This is a genomic window from Sphingomonas pseudosanguinis, assembly GCF_014196255.1.
In the GTDB taxonomy this organism is placed as follows: domain Bacteria; phylum Pseudomonadota; class Alphaproteobacteria; order Sphingomonadales; family Sphingomonadaceae; genus Sphingomonas; species Sphingomonas pseudosanguinis.
On sequence record NZ_JACIDH010000008.1, the window covers coordinates 26,721 to 39,428 of the forward strand.

Consider the following 12,708-nt stretch of genomic DNA (forward strand, 5'->3'; position numbering starts at 1 on the left):
CTTGACGCTGGGCATCATCGGATTTGTCGGCCTGACGCTGCTCGAAATTTGTGTACCCATTTGGACGCATCTGCGCGCGCAGGATGTCCATCCGGTCTTCGTTATATTGCTGATTATCGGTGTGTTGACCATTTTATGGTTCGCCGTCACACGATCGCTCCGATCCGCGTGGGTAAGAACGGCCTGTGCCTTCGCTGTCTCGGCGTATCTCGGATATGCTATTTTCATAAACGTCGCCCGTGACGCCGACTATATCTGGGCGGGTGCTGCCTTGGGCGTATTCGGCGTCTTTGCCTTTCGCTTCATGCGTTGGGCCCATGAGCCCGAAGACGATCTGGCGAGCGTGTTTTTCCTCTGAATATGGAAAGGCCGCCCCGATTATATCGGGGCGGCCTTCGAATCCTTACGCCTCGTCGCCCATGCGCAGCGCGGCGATGAAGGCTTCCTGCGGGATGCTGACCGAGCCGTATTCGCGCATCTTTGCCTTACCCTTTTTCTGCTTTTCCAGCAGCTTGCGCTTACGCGTCGCGTCGCCGCCATAGCATTTGGCGGTCACGTCCTTGCGCATCGCGCTGATCGTCTCGCGCGCGATCACCTTGCCGCCGATCGCCGCCTGGATCGGGATCTTGAACAGGTGGCGTGGGATGAGTTCCTTCAGCCGCTCGCACATGCCGCGCCCGCGCGTCTCGGCGGTGCCGCGGTGGACGATCATCGACAGCGCGTCGACCGGCTCTTCGTTGACCAGGATGCTCATCTTGACGAGGTCGCCCTCCCGATAGCCGATCTGGTGATAGTCGAAGCTGGCATAGCCCTTCGACAGCGACTTCAGCCGGTCGTAGAAGTCGAACACAACCTCGTTGAGTGGCAGTTCATAGGTCGCCTGCGCGCGGCCGCCGACATAGGTCAGGTTCTTCTGGATGCCGCGCCGGTCCTGGCACAGCTTCAGGATCGAACCGAGATATTCGTCGGGGACATAGATGGTCGCCTCGATCCACGGCTCGCTGATCGACTCAATCTTGTTGGGATCGGGCATGTCGGCCGGGTTGTGCAGGTCGATCTGGCCGCCGTCATGGGTCAGCTCAATCTGATAGACCACCGACGGCGCGGTCGTGATCAGGTCGAGGTCATATTCGCGGGTCAGCCGCTCCTGGATGATCTCCAGATGCAGCAGGCCCAGGAAGCCGCAACGGAAACCGAAGCCCAGCGCCGCCGAGGTTTCCATCTCGAAGCTGAACGAGGCGTCGTTCAGCCGCAGCTTGCTGATCGACTCGCGCAGCTTCTCGAAGTCGTTGGCATCGACCGGGAAAAGGCCGCAGAACACGACCGGCTGGACTTCCTTGAAGCCCGGCAGCGCCTGTTCGGTCGGCTTCTTGGCATCGGTCAGCGTGTCGCCGACGCGCGCCTGCGCCACGTCCTTGATCTGCGCGGTGATGAAGCCGATCTCGCCGACGCCCAGCTCGGTCAGCTGCTCGATCTTGGGGCGGAAACAGCCGACGCGGTCGATCAGATGGGTGGTGCCCGCCTGCATGAACTTGATCTGCTGACCCTTTTTCAGGGTGCCTTCCATCACGCGCACGAGGATGACGACGCCGAGATAGGGGTCGTACCAGCTGTCGACCAGCATCGCCTTCAGCGGCGCGGTCGCGTCGCCTTTGGGCGCGGGGATGTTCTTGACGATCGCTTCCAGGATGTCGCCGATGCCGATGCCCGACTTGGCGCTGGCCAACACCGCGCCCGAGGCGTCGATGCCGATGACGTCCTCGATCTCGGCGCGGACCTTTTCGGGTTCGGCGGCGGGAAGATCGATCTTGTTGATGACGGGCACGATCTCATGATCATGCTCGATCGACTGATACACGTTCGCCAGCGTCTGCGCCTCGACGCCCTGCGCCGCGTCGACGACGAGCAGCGCGCCTTCGCACGCCGCCAGCGACCGGCTGACCTCATAGGCGAAGTCGACATGGCCCGGCGTGTCCATCAGGTTCAGCGTATAGGTTTCGCCGTCCTGCGCCTTGTACGCCAGGCGCACGGTCTGCGCCTTGATGGTGATGCCGCGTTCCTTCTCGATCTCCATGTTATCGAGAACCTGTTCGCTCATCTCGCGGTCGGTCAGGCCGCCGGTGAACTGGATCAGGCGATCGGCGAGCGTCGACTTGCCATGGTCGATATGCGCGATGATGGAGAAGTTGCGGATCTTGTCGAGCGGCGTGGACACGGGGGGAATGGTTTCCTGAAAAGCTTTAGCTGACGCCGTTAGCAAAGATGCGCGCGGATGCCAAAGCTATCGATCGCCGCCAGCGCATTTGCATAGCGACGCTCGCCCTGCCCCTCGACCAGCGCATAGCGCACCCCGCGCCGATCCAGCTCGGCCCGCGACAAGTCGAAGAAGCGCTGCCGCTCGGCCAGCGTGCCGAACAGGCGGGTGCCGTCCTCCACCCAAGGCAGGTCGGGCGCGAACAGGAGATAGACGTCGGACAGCCGGTTCCAGCGGGCGAACCACGGGTCGCGCGCACCGAACAGCATATCGGCCCACACGGCGGTCATCAACGGATCGGTGTCGGTCACGACCGGCCAGGGACCCTGCGCCAGCGCCTCGGCCAGCATCGCGTCATGCCCCTGCCCGATCGCCACCAGATCGGCCATGGTGAAGTCGGTGCCATGCGCCTCGGCATAGTCGCGGCCATATTCGGGCAGATAGCGCCCGCCGAGCGCTGCGGCGAGACGTGGGCCGATGGTCGATTTGCCGGTGCTCTCCGGGCCATGCAGACAGATGCTCGTCACGCCCGTACCCGCCATTCGCGATAGCCCCACACCGACAGTCCCAGAAAGATGACATAAAGAATGGCGGTCAGCGTCAGGCCCTTCACCGCGTAGAGCGCGATGGAGGACAGATCGACCGCGATCCAGAGCAGCCAGTTCTCCAGCCGACGCCTCGCCAGCAGGATTTGCGCCGCCACGCTGGCCACCGCATTGACGGCGTCCCAATAGGGCATGGCGGCATCGGTCCAGTGCGCCATCGCCCCGCCCCACAATAAAGACGCGACCGCGACCCCGGCCAGCCATACGCCTTGCGCGACAGGCCTCAGCGTGCCGACCGCGACCTCGCCTTCACGCGCCAGGCTGCGCCGCCAGACGACCCAGCCGTAAAGGTTGATGATGAAGAAGAATAATTGCAGCGCGGCGTCGCTGTAAAGCCGCTCCTGCCAGAACAGCAGGCCGTAAAGCGACACCATCACCAGCGCGATCGGATAATTCCACAGGCTGCGCCGCACGACGAGCGTGACGTTCGCGATACCCAGAACGAAGGCGACGATTTCAAGCCAGGTCATGCCACCGGAGCAAATCCGGTCGCCCTGGGGCGGTTCGCTATCGATGGGCTGGGCCGCGCGCTTCGCGACGAAATGGTCGGGGAGAGAGGATTCGAACCTCCGGCCCCTGCCTCCCGAAGGCAGTGCTCTACCAGGCTGAGCTACTCCCCGACTAGAGAGTATGGACCGGTTGTCAGAGCCTTTCGGGAAGGCCGATCCATGCTGGAGGCGCGCCAATAGCCAGCGGCCGCACACCACGCAAGCGGTTTTTCACCCGAAACGAAAATTCTTACACCGCCCGGCCCAGCCGCCCCGCCAGATCGACGATATATTGCCAGGCGACGCGCCCCGAACGGCTGCCCCGCCGGGTCGCCCAGTTGACCGCCTCGGCCCCGTCGAACGGCAGGTTGTGGCGATCCGTATAAGCGCGGACGATGGCGAGATAGCCATCCTGGTCGAGCGCATGGAAGCCGAGGCTGAGCCCGAAGCGGTCGGCCAGCGCCAGCTGGTCGTCGACCACGTCGCGCGGATTGATCGCGCTGTCCTGTTCGCTGAGATCGCGGGGCAGCAAATGGCGACGATTGGCGGTGACCAGCAGGCGGACATGCGCCGGCCGCGCCTCCGCCCCGCCATCGAGCAGCGAGCGCAGTCGCCGCGCCTCGCCGGCTTCGTCGAAACCCAGATCGTCGATGAACAGGACGAAGGCACGGTCGACCCCTTCCAGCATCGCGAACAACGCGGGCAGGCTGTCGAGCATGTCGACCGACACCAGCGCCAGCCGGCCGGGCCGGGTCGCCTGAACCGCCGCGACCGAGGCCTTGACCAGCGCCGACTTGCCCGTTCCCCGCGCGCCCCAGAGCAGCACGTCCTGCGCAGCATGACCATCGGCCAGCCGCTCGAGATTGGTGACCAGCGCCTCGCGCTGGCGATCCAGTCCCTGCAACATCGCCAGCGGCAATGGCGCGAAGCCCCGCGCCGGCTGCAACATCTCTCCGCGCCACAGATAGGCCGGATGCGCCAGCGGATCGGCCGAAGCCGCCGCTTGGGGCGCGAGACGTTCGAGGGCGGCGGCGATCCGCTCCAGCGCGGCGGTGGGAAGCTCGGTCATGCCGCGCGTCTTAGGCGGCCGGCACCCTGCTGCAAAGATGGCGGCTCACAGCGCGTCGCGGTGGGCGATCACGACGGGATTGCCGGGTGACAGCGACAACGCCTTGTCGAACAGCTGCCGCGCGCCCTCGGCCTCGCCCGCCGCCGCCAGTGCCACGCCATAGGCATCGGCCACTTCGGGGTTCATCGGGGCCAGTCGATAGGCCGCCGCACCATATCGACGTGCGACCACGCCGTCCCCCGCCCCGGCATAGGCCAGCGCCAAGTCGCGCAGCAGCACGACATCGCGCGAACTGAGCTGATCGCGCAAACCTTCGAGCAGTTCGATCGCCGCGTCCCAATCGCCGTTGCGCAATTGCCACTCACCCAGCAAGCGCCGCGCGGCCACGCTTTGCGGGTTCTGCGATATGTACAGCCCCAGCGCGACGGCCGCATCGCGCGGCTTGGCGGCGCGGATTTGCCCATCGATCAGGCGAAGCATCGTCGGTTCGTCGAAGGTCAGGTTCGCCGCGCGGGCATAAGGGGCGACCGCCTCCGCCGAGCGGCCGGACAGCGCCAATATGTCCCCATAGGCCAGCTGCGCCGCCGGTGCCCCCGGTGCTGCACGAACCAGCGCCTGCGCCCTTGCCGCCGCCGCGCCCCAATTGCCCTGGCTCGCCAGCCCGCGGATGACGCCCAGCGCGTATGTCGGGTCGGTCGGCTCGCCTGCCGCCGCTTGGGTCAGTTCGGCAAGAGGGCGGTCGGGGCGAAAGATGGTCGAGTCCCCGCGTGTCCCCGACTGCGCCCGGTCGACCATGGCCGCGCTGTCCGAACCACCCGCCAGCGCCATCACCGCCAGTCGCAGCGCATAGCCGTCCGCATCGGGCCGGCTCAGCATCGGCCTGAGCGTGGCCAGCGCCGCGGCGCGATCGCCGATACCGATCTGCGCCGCCGCCAACAGCTGCCGTGCGGCGATATTCATCGGTTGCATGCCGACCAGCCGCCCCCAGGCGCGCACCGCACGCTGCGGGCGGCCCTGCGCATAGGCGACCACGCCCTCGAGCATCGCCGTCGCCGGTCGCTGCGCCAATGCTCCGCCGGTCAGTTGCAGGAGCTGTTCGGCCAGACCATAGCGCTTGGCGCGTGCCGCGATCACCGCCTGGAGGTAGAAGGCCTCCGGACTCCCCGGCAGCGACACCAGCGCGGTGCGCGTCGCCGCCAGCGCGTCGCCCGCCCGGCCGAGATCGCCCAGCGTCGCGGCATATTGGATCAGCGCGGGATGATAATAGGGATCACGGCCAAGCGCCTGCCGGAACCATGGCAGCGCCGCCGTCAGCCCATAGCGCGCGCGAACGATCTCCCCCCGCAACGTCAGTGCGCGCGGATCGGCCGGGGCCAGCGCCGCTGCGCGCGAGGCGGCCTCGGTCGCACCCGCAACATCCCCCGCGCCGAAGCGACTGCGCCCCAGATCGGTCCAGATCGCCGCGTCATCGGGCTTCGCTGCCGCCAATTGCTGGAGCGTGGCGCGGTAGGCGCCACCGCCGTTCGTCTGCGCGGCGCGCACCTTGGCGGCGATACGGATCATCTCGGCATCGCGAGCCGCTGGCATCTGCGCGACCGCCTCCTGCGCGCCGGCCGGATTGCCGAGCAACAACCGCGCCTCGGCCCGCATCGCCAGCGTGTCCGCGACCGGAACGCCCGCCGCGATCGCGCGGTCCAGCGCCGCCTCGGCGGTGACGCCCTCCTCCAGCAACAGGCTGGTCCGCGCCAGCGTCATCTGCGCCGCGCGCGATCGCGGGGCGGCAACGCTCGCACGGCGGGCCAGATCATGCGCGGCGTGATAATTGCCCGCCTGCAACGCGGTCGCCGCGTTGCGAAGCGCGACGGCCGGATCGACCGGCGGCTCGCCGCCGCGCAACAGATAGGCAAGACCCGCCATGCCCAGCGCGATGGCCATCAGGATCGCGATCAGCCTTGCCCGTCGCCGGATCGAACGCCGCCGCCATATCCGCCGCCGCTTGCGCCGCATCATCGGATAGGGCTGCGCCGCGCGTCGGTCGCGACCGCGATAGCCCCGCTCGGGCCGGATGTCCTCGCTCACCGTGCGCCCGACGGCCACAGGATGACGCGCAGCGTCTGCACCAGGATCAGCGCATCGAGGAAAGGCGAATAATTCTTCGCATAATACAGGTCATATTCCAGCTTGTGCCGCGCATCGTCGATCGAGGCGCCATAGGGATAGTTGAGCTGTGCCCAGCCGGTGATGCCGGGTTTGACCATATGCCGCTCGGCATAGAAGGGGATTTGCTGCTCCAGCTGCTCGACGAATTGCGGGCGCTCCGGGCGGGGGCCGACGAAACTCATCTCGCCCAGCAGCACCGACCAGATTTGCGGCAGTTCGTCGATCCGCACCTTGCGGATGAAGCGGCCGATCCGCGTGATCCGGGGATCGTCCTTCTCGGCCCAGATCGCCTGCCCCGCCAGCTCGGCGTCCTGCCGCATCGACCGCAGCTTGGGGATGTCGAACGGCTGGTTGAACAGCCCCACGCGCCGCTGCCGATAAAAGGCCGGACCTCTGGACTCCAGCTTGATGGCAAGGGCGGTGATCAGAATGATCGGTAGCGCGACGACCATCAGCAACAGGCTGACCGTCACGTCGAAGGCACGCTTGACGATCGCCGACCACATCCGGCCAGATGCGAAACCGTCTGAGAAGATCAGCCAGCTATGGCTGACCGAGGCGAGGTCGATCCGCCCGGTCTCGCGCTCGAGGAAGCTGGACAGTTCCGACACCTGCACGCCGGCGGTGCGCACCCGCAACAGATCCTGATAGGGCAAGGCGTTGCGGCGTTCCTGGATCGCCAGCACGACCTCGGTCGCCCGCTGGTCGATGACGAAGCCTTGCAGATTGGGTATCGCGGAACGCGGGATCGCGTCTGGCAAGGCGGTCTCGTCGGCGTTCATCGCGATCACGCCCGCAACCAGGAAGTTGCAGCCCGGCTGTCCCGCGAGCGTCGCAATTCGGGCGGCGCGCTCGCCCGCGCCCATCAGGACGATGCGGCGCTTGAACCGGTCCCCGCCCAGCGACCGCCCGAGCAGCCCGCGGACGACCACCAGCAGGACGACCGCGATGACCATCGAGTAGAACAGGCTGGAGCGCCAATAGGACAGCGCGGGAAAGAAAAAATAGATGAGCGACAACAGGATCACGCCCATCGAGATCGCCACCATCAACCGCGCGGCGGCGAAGCGGAGCGACAGGAACGAGGCCGCCGCATAGGCCCCGACTGCCATCAGCGCGATCTGAAGCGGTACGGCGAAGCCCAGGATTTGCGGCAGATTGTCGATCACGCGCCCGGCGGGATAGCCGATCTGCCACGCGCGCACCGTCCAGCCCAGCTCCGCCGCCGCCATCAACAGCACGAAATCGACCAGACCGAGCAGCAGCACGGCGTGCGGGACATAGTGTTTGAACAGACGGATCATCTATCGATCGATCGTACCCGGGCCGTGCGTGATCACCAACTGTCCCAATTTTTGCAGAGAATGACAAACGAAGCGTGAAGATATGCGTTATGCGGCGTTGTAGAGAGCCACGTCGCCCGGTTTTTGGTGACGGGACATGAGAAGGGGCGAATATGCATAATCAGATCGTACCGGTCATCCTGTCCGGCGGGTCCGGCACGCGTCTATGGCCGATGTCGAAGCCGGAAATGCCCAAGCAGCTGCTGGCGCTGACCTCGGACGAAACCATGCTGCAGCTGACCGCGCAGCGCACCGCATCCAACGAATTCGCCGCGCCGATCGTCGTCGCGGGCCAACGCCACGCCGACTTGGTCGAGGGGCAGCTGACCGACGCGGGCACGCCACCCCAGGCGCTGATCCTGGAGCCGGTGGCGCGCAACACCGCGCCCGCCATCGCGCTCGCCGCGCTGGCGGCCAATCCGGAAGACGTCATGCTGGTCATGCCGTCCGACCATGTGATCGCCGATCTCGACGCCTTCCATGCCGCCATCCACGCCGCGCTGCCGATGGTGTCGCAGGGGTGGCTGGCGACTTTCGGCATCGCACCGGACAAGCCCGAGACCGGCTATGGCTGGATTCAGGTCGGGCGTGAGATCGCCAAGGGCGTGCATCAGGTGGCGCGCTTCGTCGAAAAACCGCGTCTGGAGCGGGCCGAGGCGATGCTGGCACGCGGCGACTATGCCTGGAACGGCGGCATCTTCCTGTTCCGCGCCGATCGCTATCTGGAGGAACTGGGCCAGCACGCCCCCGAGATGCTGGTCGCCGCCGAAAAGGCGATGCGCGCCGCCAAGCGCGACGGCAAGCGCATCTGCCCCGACGAGACGGAGTTCGGCAACTGTCCGTCGGACTCGATCGACTATGCCGTGATGGAACGCGCCGACCGCGTGGCGGTGGTGCCCGTCGCGATGGGGTGGAACGATGTCGGCAGCTGGGATGCACTGCATGCGATCAGCGAGCTGGACGGGTTCGGAAATGCGCATCGCGGCGAAGTGCTGGCGATCGACACCAAGAACTGCCTGATCCGCACCGACCGGGTGCGCGTGGCGGCGGTCGATGTCGAAAATCTGATCGTGGTCGCGAGCGGCGACGACGTGCTGATCCTGCCGCGTGGACGCAGCCAGGACGTCAAGAAGCTTATCGAGGCGATGAAGCGCTGACCGGCATTCCGGGGGCGGCCGGTCCGGCCGTCCCCAATCATGGCGTCAGGGTCTGCACGATCTTAGCAACCGTAGCCGGCTCGACGCCACGCAGCGCCAGCCGCTCGAACACCACATCCCACCAGCGATCGAACGCCACGCGGTCCCGGGCATTGCGGACATAAGGCGTATGCCCGGGCTCCAGCGTCGGCGAGTGGAACGAAAAGGTCAGCAGCCGCACACCATCGGCCAGCGCTTGGTCGATCGCAGCCAGTGCGTCACCGCTGCCCACCCCTTCGGGTGTCAACGGTATCCGCGACAACAGCCCCAGCCGCGCCAATACGCCGCGCCCATGCGGCACATGGCGGGCCGGCGGATAGAGACGGTGGCCCATTCGCCGCAACATCCCCGTATAGACGCTGGTCAGCGGCAGCTCGATCATGCCGTCGCGCCGAAAGCCATGCGCGTCGATCGCGCGGAAATCCATGCCACCGGTACGGCCATAATCGTGCAGGGCCCGCATCGAGCTGTCGATCCGATAGCCGCGTTCGGCCAGCAGCGCGAGGCTGGCGGGCCCCAGGCCATAACGCCCCGAGCGGAAACTGCGCGGCCGCATGCCGAAGGCGCCCGTGATCGCGTCGGTCAGCTGATCGAGCTTCGCCGCCTCCAGCGCGACCGGCAGATTGCCGGCATGGCTGGTCACAGGGTCGACGACTTCGCCATAAGGCGGCGTCACCCAGGCATGAAGCTGCGCACCGATCTCCGACCGGCCATCCGCCAGACAGTCGGACAGGATCGCCACCGCCGCCGGATCGACCGCGACCGGATAGTCGACCATGCAGTTCAACCCCACCCCGGCCGCCGAGAAGCGCCGATGCGCCTCGGGAAAGGCGCGCATCGCCGAGGTGGCGCGGTGCCGCCGGTCGAGCGGGGCCGACCAGTCGAACTCCTCCTCGACATCGACGGTCACCAGAAAGCGGGTGCCGAAGGCCGCCGGCCAGTCGATCCGTTCGGCCGCGGTCGGCGCATCGGGGCGCCAGGGTCGGACCGGCACGGACACGGTCAGCGGGTCGACGCTTTCCCGGCGCGCTGGTCCATGTCCATCGGCAGCGTCAGGACGACGCGGTGCAGCCCGATGCTCAGGCCACCGCCCATCTCGGCCCCCAGCTTGTCGACCAGTCGAAGCGAAAAGCCGGTGCCGAGCAGCGGCGCGCCGTCGCGCTGCTCCTCATCGCCGGCATCGCTCAACAGCGCCGCATCCGTCTCGATCGCGAGCGCCAGCGGACGATCCACCCGCAGGCTCGCCATGCCTTGCTCCTCGGTCAGGCTGGCCGTCAGCCGCTCGCCGACGACGCAATTGGACAAGAGCACGGAAAACAGCCGCGCGATCAACCGCTCGGTCGCGCGGTCGTCGGCCATCGCGGCGATCATTGCGGCCGGCGGCTCGAACCGAATTTCGGCGCGGCGCAGTTCGGCCAGCGGTTGCAACTCACCGAGCAGGCGCTGGATCAGCGGCGCGAGCGGGACCTTGGTCGGACGAAGCTCCAGCACATGCCCCTCGATCCGCGCGGCGGTGTCCAGATCCTCGACGGCGGCCAGCAGGTCCGACGCCATGGACCGGATCGCGGTCGCGCGGTCGCGATAGACCGGGGCGACGGGCCCCAGCAACTCGCTCTCGATCAGCTCGGCAAAGCCCGCCACCGCATTGGCTGGCGTCCGCAGCTCATGGACCAGTTGGCGCAGCGAGTCGGACGAGGCCGCATCGGCCCCCGCCGGCACGGTCGCGATGGTGGCGCATTCGTCGCGACGCGGCCGTCGCCCGCTGCCGCGATAGCCCAGGAAACGCCCCGACAGCCCATCGAAATAGGGCGCGGCCGACACCCGCCACGATCCCGCCGCGTCGGACATGCCACCGATCTCCAGCCGCGCATCGCGAAACGGTGCACGGCTGCGAAAGGCGCCCATCGCGACGCCATCGAACTGCGCCAGACCCTGGGCGGCCGTCGCGGCGATGCTGACGCCGACCAGCACACCGCGCGCCACGCCGTCAACGCCCAGGATCAGGCCGCGCTCATCGGTTTCGAAATCGAAATGCGCCGGGCCGGCATGGGCGTCCGGTGTGCCCGTCACCTCCTCGCGGCGCTGGTTGAAGGCGTCGATCCGGGCGACCAGATCGGCGATCTCGTAACGTGGCGGTGCGGCGGGCGACGGCGCATGACGCAGCGCCTCGGCCATGAACGGCAGGCTGCGCGCCACCTGCCCCAGTGGGACAAAGGGCGTCGCCGCCTGGGTCGGCACGGGATCGAGCATCACCGACAGCGGCACGGCCGGTGCTTCCCTGACGGCGTCGGCCCTCGGCGCGGACGGTGCCGCGATTGGCCAGGGCTGCGGCGACGCCTTGGGAACCGGCCGCTCGGCGACGGGGGCGGCTGCGACCGGCGGCTCGACGGGCATGGGCGCGGACGGGGCGGCGGCCATGTTCGGCAGCACGAAGTCGACCGGCCCGAAACTCTCCAGGCCCCGCATCACGGCATCGGACAGATCGCGGCGATGGCGCAGCACCGATCGGGTGCGGGGATTGAGTTGCGGCAGGATGTCCAGCCATTCGGCGTCGCTGAGCTGCGCCATGCGGAGCACCGGCGCGGCGATCGCCAGATCGTCCTGCGCGAAGAAGGCGACCAGCGCGGCGGGGGGCTGGCACAGGCTGAGCAGTCGTGCGCTCGCCGAGCGCGTCGCGTCGGACACCGATCCACGCAGTTCGGCCAGACGCGCCAGCGTCGCCGGGTCGGCGGCTATGCGGCCGCGCCCCATCAGGTCGACGACCTGACGCCAGGCGGTCTGCGCGCCAAAAGGCGTTGCCGTGTCGGCCGACAGGATCGTCGCCAGGCTATCGTCGAACCGCACACAGCTCCCTTTTCATTGGGCCGGATGGCCATCAGCCATCTGACTTAACGCCCTTATCCTTCCAACTGGTAACCTGCAAATATCCGATCGCATCCCCGTTGCATTGTGTGACAATTGCGGTAGTGCGTAATTTTCTTATATTCAGCCCCGAATGGGCATAGGGATTCGGTTTTTTATGTGGAGTATCGTGTAATGGCGCTCGATCGCATCGATCGGCAAATTCTGGCGCTGTTGCAGGCCGATGGTCGGATGACCAATGTCGAACTGGCCGAACGTGTCGGCCTGACCGCCCCACCCTGCCTGCGTCGCGTTCGCGCGCTGGAGGAAGCGGGCGCGATCCGTGGCTATCATGCCGACCTGGATGCCGCCCGTCTGGGCTTCCCGATCACCGTCTTCGCGATGGTTTCGCTGCGCAGCCAGGCCGAGCATGACCTGGCGACGTTCGAGGCGCATGTCGCCGGCATTCCCGAAGTGCGCGAATGCCATATGCTGAACGGCGAGATCGACTTCATCCTGAAGATCGTCGCGTCCGACCTGAAGAGCTTCCAGGAAATCCTGACCACGCACCTGACGCCCGCGCCCAATGTGGCGAGCGTCAAGACGTCGCTGACCATCCGCACCGCCAAGCAGGTGTCGGGGATTCCGATCGAGGCCGATTGAACGATCGGCGTTGGTGAGAATGCGAAAGGGCCGGTCCTCCTGGGTGGAGGGCCGGCCCTTTTTGCTGTGGTGGAGCGTGGCCTTCGACT

At 66.9% G+C, this 12,708-nt stretch carries 11 protein-coding genes and 1 tRNA gene; 3 read left to right on the forward strand and 9 right to left on the reverse strand.

Annotation, left to right across the window (positions count from 1 at the left end):
• The first annotated feature begins 1 nt into the window (after position 1).
• Positions 2 to 358, forward strand: a complete 357-nt coding sequence (locus tag GGR48_RS10190; protein ID WP_183951812.1) for a hypothetical protein — start codon at positions 2 to 4, stop codon at positions 356 to 358.
• Positions 359 to 403: 45 nt separating this feature from the next.
• Here the strand turns inward: GGR48_RS10190 and lepA are convergent, their stop codons facing one another.
• The 7 genes from lepA to GGR48_RS10225 all read right to left on the reverse strand — a co-directional run bounded on the left by lepA (position 404) and on the right by GGR48_RS10225 (position 7,880).
• On the reverse strand, positions 404 to 2,215 hold the full coding sequence (lepA, locus tag GGR48_RS10195) for a translation elongation factor 4 (RefSeq protein WP_183951813.1): 1,812 nt from the start codon (positions 2,213 to 2,215) through the stop codon (positions 404 to 406).
• Between the two features lie 38 nt (positions 2,216 to 2,253).
• Positions 2,254 to 2,781 (reverse strand): AAA family ATPase, encoded by a 528-nt coding sequence (locus GGR48_RS10200; RefSeq protein ID WP_338110504.1) that lies wholly within the window; start codon positions 2,779 to 2,781, stop codon positions 2,254 to 2,256.
• Entirely contained in the window at positions 2,778 to 3,329 is a 552-nt protein-coding gene (gene pnuC, locus GGR48_RS10205) for a nicotinamide riboside transporter PnuC (protein ID WP_183951815.1), read from the reverse strand. The genes GGR48_RS10200 and pnuC overlap by 4 nt, the downstream gene beginning before the upstream one ends.
• 73 nt (positions 3,330 to 3,402) lie before the next feature.
• Positions 3,403 to 3,479 (reverse strand) — tRNA-Pro (locus GGR48_RS10210).
• A 118-nt stretch (positions 3,480 to 3,597) separates the two neighbouring features.
• Positions 3,598 to 4,416, reverse strand: coding sequence for an ATP-binding protein (locus GGR48_RS10215; protein WP_183951816.1), 819 nt, complete (start codon positions 4,414 to 4,416; stop codon positions 3,598 to 3,600).
• 45 nt (positions 4,417 to 4,461) lie between these two features.
• Positions 4,462 to 6,513 carry a tetratricopeptide repeat protein gene (locus GGR48_RS10220; RefSeq protein WP_206362475.1) on the reverse strand — a complete coding sequence of 684 codons (2,052 nt, stop codon included), beginning with the start codon at positions 6,511 to 6,513 and terminating at the stop codon, positions 4,462 to 4,464.
• The gene (locus GGR48_RS10225) at positions 6,492 to 7,880 is read right to left on the reverse strand and encodes a TIGR03013 family XrtA/PEP-CTERM system glycosyltransferase (protein ID WP_183951818.1); all 1,389 of its coding nucleotides are present in this window, start codon (positions 7,878 to 7,880) and stop codon (positions 6,492 to 6,494) included. Before GGR48_RS10225 ends, GGR48_RS10220 begins: the two co-directional genes overlap by 22 nt.
• 152 nt (positions 7,881 to 8,032) lie before the next feature.
• Here GGR48_RS10225 and GGR48_RS10230 point away from each other — a divergent pair, with 152 nt between their 5' ends.
• Entirely contained in the window at positions 8,033 to 9,076 is a 1,044-nt protein-coding gene (locus tag GGR48_RS10230; RefSeq protein WP_183951819.1) for a mannose-1-phosphate guanylyltransferase/mannose-6-phosphate isomerase, read from the forward strand.
• A gap of 37 nt (positions 9,077 to 9,113) precedes the next feature.
• On the opposite strand, the gene GGR48_RS10235 is transcribed toward GGR48_RS10230, so the two are convergent.
• Both GGR48_RS10235 and GGR48_RS10240 read right to left on the reverse strand, forming a co-directional pair.
• On the reverse strand, positions 9,114 to 10,109 hold the full coding sequence (locus tag GGR48_RS10235) for a polysaccharide deacetylase family protein (RefSeq protein ID WP_183951900.1): 996 nt from the start codon (positions 10,107 to 10,109) through the stop codon (positions 9,114 to 9,116).
• An 8-nt stretch (positions 10,110 to 10,117) separates the two neighbouring features.
• Positions 10,118 to 11,959 carry a histidine kinase dimerization/phospho-acceptor domain-containing protein gene (locus GGR48_RS10240; protein ID WP_183951820.1) on the reverse strand — a complete coding sequence of 614 codons (1,842 nt, stop codon included), beginning with the start codon at positions 11,957 to 11,959 and terminating at the stop codon, positions 10,118 to 10,120.
• A 192-nt stretch (positions 11,960 to 12,151) separates the two neighbouring features.
• Between GGR48_RS10240 and GGR48_RS10245 the strand changes: the two genes are divergently transcribed.
• Positions 12,152 to 12,619 (forward strand): Lrp/AsnC family transcriptional regulator, encoded by a 468-nt coding sequence (locus tag GGR48_RS10245; protein ID WP_007404259.1) that lies wholly within the window; start codon positions 12,152 to 12,154, stop codon positions 12,617 to 12,619.
• The last annotated feature ends 89 nt before the right edge of the window (positions 12,620 to 12,708 follow it).

What these genes read in the sequence shown, in the direction of transcription:
- pnuC (WP_183951815.1), bottom strand. Translation starts at nt 3,329, where the DNA reads ATGACCTGGCTTGAAATCGTCGCCTTCGTTCTGGGTATCGCGAACGTC.
- GGR48_RS10245 (WP_007404259.1), top strand. Translation starts at nt 12,152, where the DNA reads ATGGCGCTCGATCGCATCGATCGGCAAATTCTGGCGCTGTTGCAGGCC.
- GGR48_RS10215 (WP_183951816.1), bottom strand. Translation starts at nt 4,416, where the DNA reads ATGACCGAGCTTCCCACCGCCGCGCTGGAGCGGATCGCCGCCGCCCTC.
- GGR48_RS10225 (WP_183951818.1), bottom strand. Translation starts at nt 7,880, where the DNA reads ATGATCCGTCTGTTCAAACACTATGTCCCGCACGCCGTGCTGCTGCTC.
- GGR48_RS10230 (WP_183951819.1), top strand. Translation starts at nt 8,033, where the DNA reads ATGCATAATCAGATCGTACCGGTCATCCTGTCCGGCGGGTCCGGCACG.